This window comes from Haloarcula sp. H-GB4 (genome assembly GCF_030848575.1).
Classification (GTDB): Archaea; Halobacteriota; Halobacteria; order Halobacteriales; family Haloarculaceae; genus Haloarcula.
Genome location: NZ_JAVDDX010000002.1, coordinates 563997 through 581089 on the forward strand (window position 1 = coordinate 563997; position 17093 = coordinate 581089).

The 17093-nt window shown below is 62.0% G+C and carries 14 protein-coding genes; 6 read left to right on the forward strand and 8 right to left on the reverse strand.

Going from position 1 to position 17093, the window contains the following annotated elements; translation table 11 throughout:
* Nucleotides 1-64: 64 nt before the first annotated feature.
* A complete protein-coding gene (locus RBH20_RS11405; protein WP_306708627.1) occupies nucleotides 65-325 on the reverse strand; it encodes a hypothetical protein in 261 nt (86 codons plus the stop codon).
* A gap of 6 nt (nucleotides 326-331) precedes the next feature.
* A complete protein-coding gene (locus tag RBH20_RS11410; protein WP_306708629.1) occupies nucleotides 332-1621 on the reverse strand; it encodes a hypothetical protein in 1290 nt (429 codons plus the stop codon).
* A gap of 816 nt (nucleotides 1622-2437) precedes the next feature.
* Between RBH20_RS11410 and RBH20_RS11415 the strand changes: the two genes are divergently transcribed.
* Entirely contained in the window at nucleotides 2438-3625 is a 1188-nt protein-coding gene (locus RBH20_RS11415) for a redox-regulated ATPase YchF (protein WP_306708632.1), read from the forward strand.
* A 125-nt stretch (nucleotides 3626-3750) separates the two neighbouring features.
* Nucleotides 3751-5388 carry a methyl-accepting chemotaxis protein gene (locus RBH20_RS11420; protein WP_306708634.1) on the forward strand — a complete coding sequence of 546 codons (1638 nt, stop codon included), beginning with the start codon at nucleotides 3751-3753 and terminating at the stop codon, nucleotides 5386-5388.
* Nucleotides 5389-5437: 49 nt separating this feature from the next.
* Here RBH20_RS11420 and RBH20_RS11425 read toward each other — a convergent pair whose 3' ends face one another.
* From RBH20_RS11425 to RBH20_RS11440, 4 genes are all read right to left on the reverse strand, one after another.
* Nucleotides 5438-5953 carry a hypothetical protein gene (locus RBH20_RS11425; protein WP_306708636.1) on the reverse strand — a complete coding sequence of 172 codons (516 nt, stop codon included), beginning with the start codon at nucleotides 5951-5953 and terminating at the stop codon, nucleotides 5438-5440.
* 103 nt (nucleotides 5954-6056) lie between these two features.
* Entirely contained in the window at nucleotides 6057-6656 is a 600-nt protein-coding gene (locus tag RBH20_RS11430) for a hypothetical protein (RefSeq protein ID WP_306708637.1), read from the reverse strand.
* Nucleotides 6653-7309, reverse strand: coding sequence for a thioredoxin domain-containing protein (locus RBH20_RS11435; RefSeq protein WP_306708639.1), 657 nt, complete (start codon nucleotides 7307-7309; stop codon nucleotides 6653-6655). The genes RBH20_RS11430 and RBH20_RS11435 overlap by 4 nt, the downstream gene beginning before the upstream one ends.
* A 339-nt stretch (nucleotides 7310-7648) precedes the next feature.
* Entirely contained in the window at nucleotides 7649-8710 is a 1062-nt protein-coding gene (locus RBH20_RS11440; RefSeq protein WP_306708641.1) for a S66 peptidase family protein, read from the reverse strand.
* Nucleotides 8711-9282: 572 nt separating this feature from the next.
* On the opposite strand from RBH20_RS11440, the gene RBH20_RS11445 reads away from it, so the two are divergent.
* The 3 genes from RBH20_RS11445 (at nucleotide 9283) to RBH20_RS11455 (ending at nucleotide 13070) form a co-directional block, all read left to right on the forward strand.
* Nucleotides 9283-9927 (forward strand): helix-turn-helix domain-containing protein, encoded by a 645-nt coding sequence (locus RBH20_RS11445; protein ID WP_306708643.1) that lies wholly within the window; start codon nucleotides 9283-9285, stop codon nucleotides 9925-9927.
* Nucleotides 9928-10046: 119 nt separating this feature from the next.
* Nucleotides 10047-11636: an oleate hydratase gene (locus tag RBH20_RS11450; protein WP_306708645.1), complete on the forward strand. Its 1590-nt coding sequence runs from the start codon at nucleotides 10047-10049 to the stop codon at nucleotides 11634-11636.
* A 54-nt stretch (nucleotides 11637-11690) separates the two neighbouring features.
* The gene (locus RBH20_RS11455; RefSeq protein WP_306708647.1) at nucleotides 11691-13070 is read left to right on the forward strand and encodes a hemolysin family protein; all 1380 of its coding nucleotides are present in this window, start codon (nucleotides 11691-11693) and stop codon (nucleotides 13068-13070) included.
* Nucleotides 13071-13078: 8 nt separating this feature from the next.
* Here RBH20_RS11455 and eis read toward each other — a convergent pair whose 3' ends face one another.
* Together eis and RBH20_RS11465 are read right to left on the reverse strand one after the other, a co-directional pair.
* Nucleotides 13079-14269 carry an enhanced intracellular survival protein Eis gene (gene eis, locus RBH20_RS11460; RefSeq protein ID WP_306708649.1) on the reverse strand — a complete coding sequence of 397 codons (1191 nt, stop codon included), beginning with the start codon at nucleotides 14267-14269 and terminating at the stop codon, nucleotides 13079-13081.
* A 78-nt stretch (nucleotides 14270-14347) separates the two neighbouring features.
* A complete protein-coding gene (locus RBH20_RS11465) occupies nucleotides 14348-15412 on the reverse strand; it encodes a Brp/Blh family beta-carotene 15,15'-dioxygenase (RefSeq protein ID WP_306708651.1) in 1065 nt (354 codons plus the stop codon).
* A gap of 149 nt (nucleotides 15413-15561) precedes the next feature.
* On the opposite strand from RBH20_RS11465, the gene RBH20_RS11470 reads away from it, so the two are divergent.
* Nucleotides 15562-17085 carry an NAD(P)/FAD-dependent oxidoreductase gene (locus tag RBH20_RS11470; protein WP_306708653.1) on the forward strand — a complete coding sequence of 508 codons (1524 nt, stop codon included), beginning with the start codon at nucleotides 15562-15564 and terminating at the stop codon, nucleotides 17083-17085.
* The last annotated feature ends 8 nt before the right edge of the window (nucleotides 17086-17093 follow it).

Genomic DNA, 17093 nt, shown 5'->3' on the forward strand with positions numbered 1-17093 from the left:
GGGACCAAGCCCGGGGCATTCTCTTTGCATTCTGTAAACGGCGAAAAAATGCGACAGGCCCGCGTCAGCGGTACTCTTCCATCCCCGTCGACTGGGACGGACTGAATTGCGGCGGCGCGGGCTCGGCTTCGCTGACAATATCCTGTTTCGTGCTCGACCGGCGGAACTGTGACGGGGCGCGTTCCACGTTGCTCATTTCGCTCGGTGAGCCAGCGGCGTCTGCTCTGAGTTCGGTCGGCGGTTCGACCTGCTGGGACTCACTGGCTTCGGCGCCTTCAACGGAGACGCCCTCGCCCTGGTCTGAGATAGTGATCGTAATTTCCATCGTGAATCACCGCGTCACGCTGTATTTGACGTCGCAGTCGACCGACCGGCTGGACCACTGGTTCTCCACCTGAACCTGGTAGTAGACCCCGCTGGACGTTCTGTACGTCGATTGGACGCTGGTACTGACCCAGTCACCGTCGTTGACCGGCTGACCGACGAAGTCGACGCTGTAGCGGTCTGCCCACGGCCCGCTCCAGCGGTTGATGCTCTGGCTGGGGTTGAGCGACACCCGGAAAGCGGTCCCCGTGATGCGCATGTCGTCGGCGTCGACGAGGTCCTGAGAGGTCACTGGCGTGAGCTGGCCGTGCTCTTCTTGGACGTTTGCCATCGGAATGCCCAGCGTGATACTACTGCTCCCGGCGAACAGGAGACTCGTGCCGTGGAGCCCGTCTTCGCGCTCCATGCCGATGAGGCTCCCGCTGTCGCCACCCTTGGACATCGCATTGAACACGTCACAGTCGACCATCTTGGCGACGCCGTGGCTGTACCGGACGTTGAAGTTGGCGTGACGGGCGGTGCATTTCGCCTGGGTAACGCCCGTCGTTCGGCCGCTTTTGGTGTGAATCGCTCCGATTTCAGCGTCGGTAAAGCCTCGCAGGTCTTCGTGGAGTTCCCAGATGTCCGTCTGCAAGTGGTCGGGCGTGACCTCAACGATTGCACTGTCCGTCCGGTTTTTCGGGAACGGGGAACTGGTGTCGACGTCGATGACGTTGAACCCCAGCAGCGATCCGATTTCGTCGTCCGGAGCGGTGCCGCCGTCGTACGGGCCGGGTTGGAGCACCATGTCGCCGCGGTTTGCGCGGCCGCTGTCTGCAGCGACGTGGGAGTTCGTGAGGAAGACAAGCTTCTCGTCCTGTGTTCGGAGCGGTTGTGTGCCCAGCGTCCCGGCGGTGATGTCCGGGTGGCCGACGGAGACGCCCGCTGGGGCCGGTCGCCAGCGTCGCGTCCGTGACAGCGAGGCCGGAATCTCTTGGATTTCGGCCCTGTCGCGCCCTTCGAGTTCCATCGGTGCTTCCGGCGCGGTGAGTTCGAGTTCAAGCGCTCTGATTTCGCCCGACTCCTGAACGTCTGTTTTGTACGTTTCGCCGTCGATTTCGACTTCCTTCGGAATGACCTCGTTATCGTCGAGATCAGCCTCGGAAACCTTCCGTTCGACAAACACGATGACCGACTCCGTCTCCTCGTCCGCCTCGCCTGCCCGCTGTTTCGGACCAATGCCTGTCCCCGTGACGTTCGGGAACGTCTCGAGTTCGTCCTGTGTTTCTGTCGGTACTTCGGTTAGTTCGAGTTCCATCTGTGGTCTCCCCTGTACTCATCCCGAGTAACCAGCTGGCGGTCGGTACCGGGGGGTTCGGGATGCGCTCCAGTTGTGCGTATGCTGACTTCATGGGTGATGGTAGCAGGCGTCGGGATGAGTAGATTAGTATTTAATCTAATATGTATTAAAATTGTGTGATTATTGTACTCAGCTCTCGAATTGGTCGCGGTCGGGAAGGCAAACTCTCCATAATTTATCAATCCTCGGTTAGTACGATTGGATTAATCTATATTTTATCTTACTTTTCCAGGCCCAAGCTGGACCGATAGAGTTCCGACAGCACGAGAATCCCGTATCAGCCATGCCCCGCTAGAGTGAATATTATCACTGCTGGAACCTGACGTAACCGCGTATCGAGTCACCTTTGTGTATTAGATTTACCATTATCACCGAAATACGCGGACTGCGGGCCAGTGTTCTTCATTCAAACTTCGAAACGTTGGACCATGCGTGCCCGCTCGGCCTCACCGATTCAACCGACCATTACCTATCATGCAAACTACCAGTGTCTGACGTACAGTATATAATACTTCTTATATTTTTACGCGGCTGAAATTGTACGCTAACTAGAGAAGAAAATTGCTATTGTTGTACTGATACTTCTTCTTTTTTACCAATTTATTGGTACTTATATTGCCATACACTTGCGGCGGATAGTTGCCCTGATACGCTCTGGTCTGGACGGTGGCGGAGGTGCGTTCACGGTCGCTCGGGCGCCACGTGCAAGAGACTCACACCCGCTCGACAAACGTGTAACAGCGTTTAAGCCGCTGAAACCGCTTCGTCGGTGCAATGAGCTACAAGATCGGACTCGTCGGCAAGCCCTCTGTCGGCAAGTCCACGTTTTTCAATGCGGCGACGATGAACGATGTGCCGGAGGGCGCGTACCCGTTCACGACAATCGACCCCTCGATGGGCGAGGCGTACGTCCGCGTCGACTGTGCGGCCCCGGAGTTCGAACACACCTGCACGCCCAACCACGGCTACTGTACCGAAGGTGTGCGGTTCGTCCCGACGAAACTCGTCGACGTGGCCGGCCTTGTTCCCGGCGCACACGAGGGGAAAGGGCTGGGGAACCAGTTCCTCACGGACCTCAATGAGGCCGACGTGCTCGTCCACGTCGTCGACTTCACCGGCGAGACGGACCTAGAGGGTGAGCCCACCGAGGACCACGACCCGCGCGAGGACATTGACTTCCTCGAAGACGAACTAGACATGTGGTATCTCGATATTCTAGAGAAGGGCATCGAGCGCTACCGCTCGGGCTACCACGGCGAGGACAAGGCCATCGAGGACGACCTCGCCGAGCAGATGTCGGCGTTCAAAATCAACGCCGACGAGATCAAACAGGTCGTCCTCGCGCTGGATCTTGAACTAGACCCTGACACCTGGGACGACGAGGACAGGGAGGCACTCGCTCGGGAAATCCGCATCCGGACCAAGCCGATGCTCATCGCGGCGAACAAGATGGACACCCCAGCGGCGCAGGAAAACTGGGAGCCAATCACCGAAGACCCGGAGTACGAGCATCTCACATTTGTCCCAGTCTCAGCCCACGCAGAGAAAGCGCTGAAAAACGGTAACGAGCAGGGCGTACTCGACTACCGGCCCGGCGACGAGGAGTTCACCGTGACGGCGGACCTGCCCGAGGAGAAGGCAGCGGGGCTGGAACAGATCCAAGATTTCGTCACCGAGTTCGGCGGCACGGGTGTCCAGCAGGCCCTCGAAACCGCGCTGTTCGAGGAACTGGGAGCTATCGCGGTGTTCCCCGGCGCTCGCAAGCCACAGGAAGACGGTACCTTCCTGCAAGACTGTTTCGTCCTCCCCGACGGGTCGACCGCCGAGGACTTCGCGTACTTCCTGCACACCGACATCGGCGATGGGTTCCTCCACGCGCACGACGTGCGAACCGAGCGACAGATCGGTGCTGACACCGAACTCGACCACCGCGACGTCGTCGAAATAACGACAACGAACTGACACTGGAAGATTCACCGCTGATACTCCGGGGGTGTGACTTTTGATAGGTTGGGGTGAACGCTTCACATGCACCCGAAAAGGCCTATTTTCGTCGTCTGTCTGGCTCCTGTCTCGAGGCGATTTCGATGACGACGGATGATTCGACAGGCCCACTTGGCCGACTCATGCTTGCGGTCGGTACTGTGCCGATGGCAATTGAGCCGTACCTGCCGACACCGCTTCGTCGGACGTTCAGCGCCCGTGTCTTCCTGCTGGCAGCAATGTCAATTGTGGGCGCACCGGCGCTGGCTGTCGTGCTGTTTTCCTCCGTGACAGCCGCCGCGATATTCATCGGGTTTGTCGTCGCCGTGACCGGATTTCTGGGCTACTGTGAGATGTACCGCGCGATAATCGAGATCAACCGAAAGGCAACAGCAGTCGACAACGGGCAGTACGACATCGACTTCGGCGTTGACCGGATCGACGAAGTCGGGGACGCGTACACAAAGCTTGAACGGGCCGCGACCTCGCTTGGCCAGAACATCCAGGAGGCAAACGAAGCCCAGGAGCGCGCCGAGGAGGCGCGCGAAGCAGCCGAAGCGGCCCGTGAAACTGCTGAGTCCGAGCGCAGCGAGATGGAAGCATTGAGCAGTCACCTCGAACTCAAAGCGACACAGTACCGAACGGCGCTCGACGACGCGGCCGCCGGCAACCTGACCGCCCGCGTCGACACTGACAGTATCAGTGACGCTATGGCGGCCGTTGGGACCGCGATTAATGAGACGCTGGCTGCCCTAGAGACTGCCATCGGCAGCGGCCAGTCGACTGCGACGGGTATCGCAACTGGAAGTGAAACCGTATTAGCCGACGGGCAGCAGGTCCGTGACGAGACACAGTCCGTGGCAGACACCGCATCTGACATCGCCGACGGGGCAGAAACCCAGCGCCAGCAGCTAGACGATGCGGCGAGTGAACTCAGTGACCTCTCGGCGACTGTTGAGGAGATGGCGTCGTCCGTGGCTGAAATCGCTGACCAGAGCAACACTGCCGCAGACCTGGGCCGAGACGCCCAGCGGTCTTCGTCGGAGGCCCAGAGCGCCGTCGACGAAATCCGACACTACTCAACGAGCGCCGCGGGCGAGGTCCAGCAGCTCGACGACATCGCCGAAGACATGGCCGAGATCGTCGAAGTCATCGACGGCATCGCCGAGGAGACGAATATGCTGGCCCTGAACGCCTCCATCGAAGCCGCCCGTGCTGGCCAGGCGGGCTCGGGCTTTGCCGTTGTCGCGGACGAAATCAAACAGCTTGCGACCGAGACACAGGCCGCCACCGGCGACGTGGAGGACCTCATCGGATCGCTGCGGTCTCAGGTCGGTACGTCCGTCGACGCCATGGAGACGATGGAGGACGCTGTCGACCGCGGCAGCGACACTATCTCTGAGACCATTACGACACTTGAAGACGTGGTTGACGCCACTGTCGATGTCAACGGCGGTATCCAAGAGATTGACCGGGCGACCGACCAGCAGGCGACCAGCGCACAGGAAGTCGTGCGGATAATCGACGACATCAACGACATTGCCGGAGAGACCGCGACCGACGCCCGTGGCATGGCTACGACAGTCGACCAACAGGGCCAGACCGTTGCCGGGATGGTCGACTCGGTAGAGCGGTTCGCCGACGACGCCGACACGCTCCAGGAGGAACTCTCACAGTTCGATACAGCCGGAACTGACGGCGTGGACACGCCGGCTAGCTCCGGATCCGCAATGAGCGACTGAGACAAATCGGTAACCAGTGTCCCAACAACCCAGCCTGACAGCCTTGCGCCTACAACAGGAGGTGGGCCAGCAAGGCAATGATGGCGACTTTCTTGACGAGAATAACACCGATAATCAGTTGCGTCGTCGAGAGCGCCCGGACGCGTTCGATGCCCCGTCGGACGAACGCGGGCGACTGCGCCAGTTCATCGACCAACAGCCGCCACTCCGCGCGGAACGTCTCGGCCGCCGACCCCTCGCCGTCAGTATAGGCGGCCTCCGGCCGCGGCAGCCACTGTGAGCCGGTGTATTCGAGTTCGACCAACGACCCCTCTAGATGACTGGCCTGCTCGAACTGTAGGCCGTTGGCTTCACAGAGTCGCTCAATCTTGGCGATGTCGCGGTCGCTGTTCAGGTCATAGCGCCGCTGTATCGCGTCGGTCGCCCAGTCGAACTGGAACTGACAGACGAGTTCGCTCTCGCCGACCCACACGTCGACGATTTCAGCCAGTTCGACCGTGCCGGCCGTCTCTTTCCGCTTCCGATGGAGGTGCTCGTACTCGGCGAGGGACTCCGTCTCGGGCATACTTCTCGCTATGGGTGTTCGACTGACGACACTATACGTTTTCTCCCGCTGGAATCATTGGACTCCACGACCGAGGCGAAATGAGGGCCTGCCAACGACACGGTCAGAGGTCGACCGGACAGCCGTTGATTTCGCCGCCACGCATCCCCTCGGCGAGCCAGTAAACAGAAAGGGTCAACACCACGAGCGCAAGCAGCGCGAACTCCAGCCCGTCCAGCGGCAGAAACAGCAGCGAGGTCGAGACGCCAAGCAGCGACAGCAGCCCCAGCAAGACCGCCGACCCACAGGCCGCACAGCCCGCGCCGAGCGTTCCGAGGACAACGCCCGCGACGCCCGCGCCACCCTGCTGGAGGTCGAGGCCGTGCTCGCGGAAATGGTACGCCACCAGGCCGATATCGACACCGGTGAGGACGGCGACGACGACCAGCAGAATCCCCTGTGCAGGGTGGAACGACGTGCCGATGAATGGGTACAGTTCAGCGAGCACGCGCAGTCGGCTGGCAAGCGGGAGCGACCCGCCAACTACGAGGTCAAGCACCAGCGGGACGTTCAACGAGACGACGAACAGCGTCAGCGAGACGCCGGCAGCGATCACGGCGACCACCGCATAGACCGGCAGCGTGAGCACGAGCCTGACTGTCCGACCCATGAGTCGCCAGTCGCCGCGCGTCGTCGGCAGTCGGAGCCCGCGTGCGATGCTCATCCGTCGCGCTCTCCCAGCGCCTCCGCAATGAGGTCGTAACTGACGCTCCCGTTGACCTTCGTCACGAACTCACCGTCCTCGAACAGCAGAATAATCGGCGTCGTCTCACCCAGTCCGGCGTCCTCGGCCGCCTGGATATCAGCCTGTACAGCGTCGTCGTGTGTCCGCTCCCGCGCGTCACGTGCGACCGCCTTGCCGTCTACCGCCGCCTCCTCGGTGAGAAACGTCGCCGTTCGGTCCAGAACGTTGTCCGGGTCGAACGACGACTGCTCGGCGAAGTAGTGCTCGAACAGCGCCCAGTACGCCTCGCTGTCGCGGGCGAACGTCGACTCTAGCGCCTGTGTCGCCGGCTCACCCCAGGGGTAGATGACCGGGTAGGTCCGGACGACGTACGCGCCTTTGCCTGCGTCCACGATGTTCTCCCGAATGTCCGGCAGCGTGTCCTCGTGGAAGCGGCGACACGTGGGACAGGAAGGGTCCTCGAACGCTAGAATGACGTGGCCCCCCAGTTCACCGCGGCGGGGCTGGGCGTCGAGGTCGGCGGCTGCCGGGTGGTTATCGACAGATTCGGCGCTGTCCGCCTCGCTACTGCAGCCTGCGACTGCGCCGACGACACCCACCCCGGAAAGTGTGAGAAAGCGTCGTCTGTTCATACACGACTGGTTGGCCCGCGTTGGTTTAGCGTTTGTTCCACCGTGTGGCCACGATGAGTAACCGTCTTGTCGCCGCCGGCGGTATCATCTGGCGGCCGATGACGACGACTCACTGGGCCGAACCGGGGTGACTCCCTGCTGATGACGAGCCCTATGAGTGCCGAGGCCAGCTTTCTATCCATACATTTGCGAGGAGAAGTGAACGAACGCCAGAGAAACCAATCAAGGGATAGAGACTCTATCTGGCATCTAACCTCAGTTGTCATCTCGTGGCTAGTAGCTATCAAAACCCCCACTGGTAACAAGCGAGCGGCCGACAGGATTCTAACCTGCCGTGAATCAAGGAAAGCGAATGGATTTGGTTGCGGGTTCTATTTCGACCTCACCGCCGATTGGAATGGGACACGTCGGATACGTGTGTCCGAACTCGCAATTGAAAACAACAGGTGCGTTCGGATTGTACGTTTCGAGGACATCAGCAATCGTGTCGTGCTGGCGCTCTCGATACTCCACTCGCCAGTCTTGTGGGTTTTCTTCGGCGTGTGAGCGCGCGCAGGCGCGTCCGACAAGCACACCGTCGAATCGTTCGAGAAGACCCCGTTCGCCGAGTGCCCGGAGGTTCGCACCGACGACGGCCGGGTCAGGGATCAGTTCACTCGTCTCCAACGCAAGCACAGTGCCATTCAGCGCCTCGGGAGCAGGCAGGTAGCGGTCGGCGAGGAACTGCTCAACGAGGACTGCATAGCAGCCGCCCCAGATTCGACCCGAGACAGTCTCTTCACCACCACGCCAGATTCGGCCATCAGATTGTTCGATTTCGCGCGTGGTTTTGACTGACTCCGGATCTTCCCAGTTGCCGGACTCATCAGTAAACACGTCCGCTTCGGTCCACTCGCCGACAGAATCCTCGAAAAGCACACGCCGCAGGTACTCTTTGGTGTAGTCAAACATCTCGCCATCCATCGCGTATTCGAGCAGGGTGGAGCCGCCGTAGTACGAAACGATCCCGTGATTCCAGAGAAACAGAGCCAGATTCGTGTTGTCTGAGTACCCGTAGAATCGAGTCGGGTGCTCGCGGAGTACGTCCCCATCGAGATATGGGAGCATCGTGATCTGGTCGTGGCCTCCGATATTAGCGATCACGGCCGAGATGTCCGGGTCCCGGAAGGCGTTCATAACCTCTTCGGCGCGCGCCTCCGGATTGTCCGCAAGCCACTCCGGGTCGGCGGTCGCGGTCGGATACTCAACTGGGTCAAGGTCGAAACCCTCGCGCATTCGTTCAAGACCAAGTTCGTAGATGAACCGCGCGGACTCGGGTGCGTTTGATGCCGGTGCGACAACCGCGACCTGCTCACCGGGTTCGACAGGGGGTGGAGTAAGGAACTCAGGCACGGCTGGCATCTGTAGACCTGATTATATATTTCTTATCCAGCCATGTGCCTAGCATCAAGAGAGCGAGGAGACTGGGAGGACAAGCACGAGTGCGAAGCTCGGGATCTCTTTGCAACTGTACGAATTAAATGTCGAAAAACTGCCATTCAGAGATACACAGCAGGTCTCACCACAGAAAACGGATGAATGCAAGATATACGTCTTGATATTGCACAACACGTCCTTACAGAACCCAGAGAGGACTGCTTCACTGCCCTCGGTAAGAGCCAGCAACGTTATTCACTCAAACCTTAGAGCACATACGAGAAGAGTAGCCAAGACGCTACTGTCCGAGTTTGACGTCGCTGTCGACGAGAGCCAGCGATCCCGAGACCGCTGATCGACAACGGAGCAGCCACCGGCTGCCGCTCGGAGCGGTCCTGTACACACAGTTTCCTGTACCGGTCCGCTACGTGTGTCAGTCGCGACACGGGTTCGCTTCGTTACATGTGTCGGCCACAACGCTGCACCGACCCCAACGGTCGGTTTCGGCGCGTGAGAATTACCAGTATGCCTTTATTTTGTTCGGCTGAGCAACACACATGAGCGTCATTTGTGAATTCGAGTTGCAGTCCGCAGATATGCCGCTGTGTGCGGTTGCTGCCGAACTGAACACCCGACTGATCGTCGACAACGTCGTCTCCGGCACGACCGACGAGCCGGCACTCGTGTTCTCCGCAACGGGCGTCGAACCGGACGCGCTTGAATCGGCGTTGCTCGGCGATGAATCAGTCGTGGAGTTTGTCGCCATGGACTCGGACATCGTAGAGTCACGGTATCGGGTCGTCCTCGATACGGATTACGTCGAAATGTACACCCAGCTCGTCGACCGGCAGACGTATCCGATGGGTGCGCTCGTGACCGAGCACGGGTGGAAGGTGAGCACGCAGTTCGCCGACCGAGCGGACCTCGAAGCGTTCCGGGACACCTGTCAGTCTAGCAGTGTCGCGTTCCGTCCGCATCGGCTCTGCGAAACGGAGCACGGCGGCGACAACTACGGGCTCACCGCCCCACAGCGAGAGGCACTGCTGGCAGCCCACCGGCTGGGGTATTTCGCCGTTCCCCGCGGGGCAGACCTGACAGAACTTTCAGCGGAGCTCGACGCGACGACGTCCGCGATTTCGGAGCGCCTCCGTCGTGGTACGGACCAGTTGATCGACCACACAATCGCCAGCTCCGAACAGTGACAGCCGGCTAGCCGGAACGGGGCTATTTCGGTGAGATATCCGTTCTTATAAATTGCTGTACATATGTTGGCAACGGTTAGGGCTGGGACTTACGTACCACTACATGACGGTGACTCAAAATGACCATCCACCAGCACCCACACGTCACTGACTGCGAAGCACACTTCGTCGGGGGCGGTATCGCCTCCCTGGCTGGCGCGGCGTTCCTCGTCCGGGACGGCAATATGCCCGGCGAAAACATCCATGTCTACGAAAAGCTGGACGTCGTCGGTGGCGCGATGGACGGCGCTGGCGACCCGGACGAGGCGTACCTGATCCGGGGCGGGAGGATGTTCAACTACCCGGCGTACGAATGTACGTGGGACCTCTTTGAGTCCATCCCGTCGCTCGAAGACGATTCGCGCTCGGTCAAAGACGTGATGGACGAGTTCAACGAAGCGCACCCCTCGTACGCGAAAACACGGCTGATGCACGAGGGCGAACGGATCGACGCGGGCGAGTACGGACTGACGCGACAGCACCGGCAGTCGATGGTTCGGTTGCTCCTCACGCCCGAACCGCGACTCGGTGACACGCGCATTGAGGAGTGGTTCGACGAGTCGTTCCTGGAGACGAACTTCTGGTACGTCTGGGCGACCATCTTCGCGTTCCAACCGTGGCACAGCGTCGCCGAGGTCCGGCGCTACATGTACCGGTTCCTCCACGAGTTCCCGCGCCTGCACACTATGGAGGGCATCGACCGGACGAAGTACAACCAGTACGACTCGATGATCCTCCCGCTCCGGCGCTGGCTCGAAGACAGGGGCGTCTCCTTCGAGTACGGCCACGAGGTGACGGATATGGACATCGTTCCGTCGCGGACGGGGCGTACCGTCGAGCGGCTCTACTGTGAGACCGACAGCGGAACCGAAACGGTCCCCGTCGAGCCGTCCGACCTCGTGTTCGTGACAAACGGGTCGATGACCGACGGCTCGTCTATCGGCGGGATGGACGAGGCCCCCGAACTGAACGAGACCGGCGCGTCGTGGGAGCTGTGGAAGTCCATCGCTGAGGACAACCCACAGTTCGGCAATCCGTCGGTGTTCGCGGACAACGTCACGGAGACAAAATGGGAGTCGTTCACCGTTACCCTGCACAACACCGAGCTGTTCGACCACATCGTCGATTTCACCAACGAGGAACCGGGCAACGGGCTCGTCACCTACCTCGGGTCGAACTGGCTGTTGTCGACGGTCGTCGCCGCCCAGCCACACTTCGCGAACCAGCCGGACGACGTGAAGGTATTCTGGGGCTACGCGCTGTTCCCGGACCGCGAGGGGAACTACGTTGAGAAACCGATGTCCGAGTGTACCGGCCGCGAGATCCTTCAGGAGCTGTGTTACCACCTGCAGTGCGAGGAACGGCTCCCGGAGATACTCGACGACGTGACCTGCATCCCGGCGATGATGCCGTTCATCACGGCGCACTTCCAGCCCCGGGAACCCGGTGACCGGCCCGATGTCGTTCCGGACGGGTCGAACAATCTGGCGTTCCTCGGACAGTACGCCGAACAGCCACGGGACGTCGTGTTCACCGTCGAGTACTCCGTCCGGTCGGCGATGACCGCCGTCTACGAGATGCTCGACCTCGATCAGGAGGTACCTCCGGTGAGCAAACACTACCGAGAGCTCGGTGTCATCGCGGACACTGTTCGCGCCGCGTACCGCTGAGAAGCAAGGGCGGTACGGGCGAGGACATTCCAGTGTTTTAGTACGGTGACAGCGATGGGTGTGTATGCACACACCGACGCGCTCCGCCCGGAGGGTGCGATGGTAAACCTCGCGCTCTCAGCGGCGCAGCTCCTCGTGGCGCTGGTCCTCGTGGGACTGAACGGCTTCTTCGTCGCCGCCGAGTTCGCGTTCGTTCGCGTTCGCGGCACATCGGTCGAACAGCTCGCTGACGAAGGCCGGGCCGGCGCAGGCTCGCTTCAGGCAGTGATGGCGGACCTGGACAACTATCTCGCGGTGACCCAACTCGGGATTACGCTCGCCTCGCTGGGGCTGGGATGGGTCGGTGAGCCCGCCGTCGCAGCGCTGCTTGAACCCGTCCTCGCTCCGGTACTGCCCGAGAGCCTCCTCCACGTCGTCGCGTTCGCAGTTGGGTTCACAATCATCACGTTCCTCCACGTCGTCTTCGGCGAACTCGCGCCGAAGACGTTCGCCATTGCCCGGACTGAGCGGCTCTCGCTGTTGCTCGCGCCGCCGATGAAGCCGCTTTACTATCTGTTCTATCCCGGGATCGTCGTGTTCAACGGCTCGGCAAACGCCTTTACGCAATTGCTGGGAGTCCCGCCGGCCTCGGAGACAGACGAGACGCTCGGCGAGCGTGAGATCCGCCGGGTGCTGGCTCAGTCCGGCGAAGAAGGGAACATCGATGCGGCCGAGGTTGACATGATTGAGCGTGTGTTCGACCTTGACGATACGGTCGTCCGAGAGGTCATGGTCCCGCGACCCGACGTTGTGAGCGTCCCAGCGGACGCCACGATGGCAGATATCCGGGGGGTCGTTCTTGATGAAGGACACACCCGCTATCCGGTGGTCGACGCCGACGATAGCGACCAGATTGTCGGGTTCATCGATGTCAAAGACGTGCTGCGGGCCGGCGAGGAAGGCAACGAGACCGCGACTGCCGGCGATATCGCCCGCGAGATACCGGTCGTCCCGGAGACGACAGCTATCAACGACCTCCTGTTACAGTTCAGGCAAGACCGCCGGCAGATGGCCGCGGTCATCGACGAGTGGGGGTCGCTGGAGGGCATCGCGACAATCGAAGACGTGGTCGAGGCCGTCGTCGGCGACCTGCGCGACGAGTTCGACGTTGATGGCCGCGAACATGCCATCCGCAAGCAAAGCGACGGGAGCTACGACGCCGACGGCGGCGTGCCGCTGTCGACAGTCAGTGAGGCTCTCGGTGTCGACCTCGACAGCGACGCGGTCGAAACCATCGGCGGGCTGGTGTTGAGTCAGCTCGACCGCGCCCCGGAAGTCGGTGACGTCGCCGAAGCGGCCGGATACGTGTTTGAGGTGACAGGCGTCGACGGCACCCGAATCTCGACGGTCGAAATCAGCGAGAACGACGCTGACGACTCGCCATCGGCCGGGTAAGCGACCGCTCAGAAGAACTCGCCCAGATAGACAGATTTGGGCTCGAAAACGTCCGTGAGCGGATCACGGACCGAGTCGTCGTGTATCTCCAGCCCGGCCAGACGTGCAGCGGCGTCGACGCCGTGCGTCCCGACGGCCAGTTGTGAGAGCGTCGCAATGTCGACGGCCACATCGGCTTTCGAGTCGCTGGCTGGAAGCGGGTCGACCGTCGCAGTGCCGCCGTTCACTGACAGCCGGAACAGGCCGTCGTTGCGGTCAAGCAGCGGGTCGTTGACCAAGAGCGTACAGTCGAGGTCGCCCCCGGGCCAGTCGAGGCGTTCGAGGTGGCATACGTCCGTGAGCCGAACCATCGGCCCAGCCTCGACCGTACAGTCGACTGCGCCAGGGTCGTCGACGCGATGGAGGAGGTCAGTGTCAGGCGGTAGCTGGAGCGTGACGCGCTCGATCTGTGCGCCGTGATGCCCGAGGAACGCAAACAGAGCGCGGCGGGCCTCCTCGTCGACAACCGCGAAGTTCGAAACCGAGAGCGTGTTGTCAGCATCGTCCGCCACGGTGTACACGACGTACCCCTGAAGTTCACCGTCGCGTTCGTAGCCGTAGCAGTACGGGACACCGCCACCGTCCCAGTCGGCGAGAGTCCGCTCACGCCACCACGCTTCCGAGCGCCGGAGTGAGAGCGCCGTCCCGGCGGCTGCAGCGGTCTCGACCTGACGGAGCCGCTCCCAGTCGCCGGCGTCAAGGCTACTCATCTGTCCGCCAGTGTCGTCGTCCGGGAGCGCCGATGGCGGCAGGTCGAAGCGGCGATAAGTGTTCGCCGTCCCCCAGCCCAGACGGTGATAGAACGGCGTCGAAAACGGCCAGAGGGTGACGAACCCGACATCGGATTCGCGGTACGCAGACAGTGCATGTCGGCAGAGGTCGGCGGCGAGCCCCTGTCCGCGGTGTTCGGGTGGCGTTGCAACCGCGCCGAGGCCACCGACCGTCGTCGCCGCGCCGCGAACAGTTGTGTCGAGGAAATACAGCTTGCAGACGGCCCGGAGGGTGTCACCGTCGTAGAGGCCTCGCTGGTCGAACAGCGACGGCGGCCAGTCGTCGTCTGAGTCTGGGATTACAGGTCCCCTGCTAGGCGCGAACGCGTACTGAAGTATCCGCTGGCAGGCTTCGCGGTCAGTCGTCGGGACGGGGCGGAATTCAGACATACTGTCCCGGGTGTCCGCCAGCTACAGAAAGCTAGTCATCTGCGGGTCGGCGTCGCGGTCCTTCGGAAGAGTGGGTTGTCACGGCACGTACCAGATACCACGGTCCCGGTCAAGGAGCGACCTGACGACGATGTGCGGGAGCGCGACGATGCTGATGAACATACTCCAGAACGCCACCGCGCCGGGGAGCAGATTGCTCGTTCCCAGCGGGTTCGGGAACGCCCAGTAGACGGCGACGAGGACGCCGAAGGTGGCCAGTGCCCCAACGATGAGGACGATCCAGGCGCGCAACGCAACCGTTGAGGCGTCCGCGCCGCCGAGCAGGTCCCAGCGCTCGTCGCCGACCGGCTCTGTCTCGACGGACGCCGTCCGCGCCACCTGCCGGGCGGAGTACCAGAACGGGAAGTACAGGCCAACGGCGACGAGGACCGGGACAGACGCGAAGAATACCGCAAGGAGCAACGATTCTCCGGCGTCGATAAGCCAAGAGCGGCCGCCGCCGCGGACGTAGCCAAGCACGATGTGCGCCGTTAGGGCGAGCCCGTAGCCCGATCCAATGACGAGCCGGGTCGTGTCGAACGCCCCCGCGTACGACGAGAGTGCGCCCGGTTCGACGAGGCCGACCATCAGCGAACTGAACGCGTGAAACGTCTCCGGCCAGAACACGATGGGGACGAGCATCACCGCACCGCCGCGGACGGCCGCCGCCAGCCAGCGCTGGAACCGGGTCTGCAGGTGGTCGGTGCCGCTCGTGGCTTCCAGCACCTGCAGGCCGCCGAGGCCCCCCTTCGCCATGGCGACGGTCAACGCCAGCGCGAGGCCGGCGACTGGCGCGGCGAGGAACAGGCCGACGAACCCGCCGATAGCCGCCAGATACACCGCGACGTACCGCCAGCGAAACGAGGGGCGGCGGCGACGGAGGTTCTCGAAGTGCTCGTACCCGCCGTGGGGAAGGTTGAGTGCGACCATCCCGACGAGGTACACCACCATCTGTGCCCGGAGCGGAATTCGGACCTCGGCAGCACCGAGGAGACCGAAAATGACAGCAAGTACCAGCAGGCTCGCCCGCGAAAGCAGGAGCGACGGATGGCGGTCGGTGTCCCGATGCCGCTGCCAGACGGACCCCAGGCTGGTCGTGGGCATATCGCGAGCCTAGGGAAAAACTCACAATAAACGATGCAAGCGATTCCAGCGAACTGGGAACAGACCGCTGGTTTGAATCATGAGATGTCTGTTGTGAAGCGCTGGGAATCCGAGGAATCCTTTTTCAGGCGTAGTCGTTAGCAACGGCTATGCGTGATGGTCTCCCTCACGACCGGACGGTGACCGTCGTCGGTGGCGGCTTCGGCGGCCTCTCGGCTGCGTGCTATCTGGCCGACGCCGGGGCCGGCGTGCGACTGCTCGAACGCCACGATCGCCTCGGCGGCCACGCGGGCGTCCTCGAACGCGACGGCTTCCGGTTCGACACCGGCCCGTCGTGGTACTTGATGCCCGACGTGTTCGAACGCTTCTTCGGGCACTTCGACCGCGAGCCGAGCGACTACTACGAACTGGAGCGACTGGACCCCCAGTACCGGGTGTTCTGGAAGGACGGGGACCGCGTGACGATGCGTCCAAACCGCGAGAACGCATACGAGGTGTTCGAGTCCTACGAGGACGGGGCCGGCGACGCGCTGGCCGAGTATCTCGAGCGGGCCGAACAGAACTACGACCTCGCGATGGACCGGGTCGTCTACGAGGGCCGCGAACGGCTGCGTGACTACGTCGACACCGACCTCCTTCCGCTCGCGCCGCGTGCGCGGCTGTTCGGCTCGATGGACGACTACGTCAGTCGCTACATCGACCACCCGAAACTCCGGCAATTGCTTGAATATACGCTGGTGTTTCTCGGCGGCGCGCCACACAACACCCCGGCACTGTACAGCATCATGAGCCACGTCGACCTGAATATGAACGTATTCTACCCGGAGGGCGGCATCGCGGGCGTCGTCAACCGCCTCGGGTCGCTGGCTCGGGAACTCGGCGTCGACATACAGACTGGAACTGAAGTCCAACACATCGCCGGAGAGGCGGGGGCGTTCGAACTGATCACCGAGGACGGTGTTGTCGCCTCCGACCTCGTGGTCAGCAACGCCAACCCCGCCTACACCGAACAGAATCTGCTCGATCCCGCTGCGCGCGACCATGACCCGGATCACTGGGACGACCAGACCTACGCGCCGTCGGCGTTCATGCTGTATCTCGGTGTCGAGGGCGACGTGGACCCGCTGGCCCACCATTCGCTGGTCCTGCCGACGGACTGGGACGACCACTTCGAACAGATATTCGACCAGCCGGCGTGGCCCGACGACCCCGCGTACTACCTATCGGTCACGTCGAAGACCGACGAGACGGTCGCTCCCGACGGTCACCACGCTGTCGTCATCTTGGTCCCCATCGCGCCGGGGCTGGACGACGGTCCCGACATTCGTGAAGAGTATCGGGAGTTTGTTCTCGACGACCTCGCCGAACAGACCGGCGTTGACCTTCGCGACCGCATCGTCGTCGAAGAGACGGCGTGTGTCAGCGAGTTCGCCGAGCGCTACGGCGACCCACAGGGGACGGCGCTCGGACTGGCACATACCCTGTTCCAGACCGGGCCGCTTCGTCCCAGCCATCGCGCTGGCGTCAACGGCCTTTACTACACCGGAGCCTACACGACGCCCGGCATCGGGATGCCGATGTGTCTTATCAGCGGCGAACACACCGCCCGGGACATCATCGAGGACAGCCCGTTCGAGACGAAACAGGACCGCTCGGCCTCAACGGCGGACTGACACCGCCC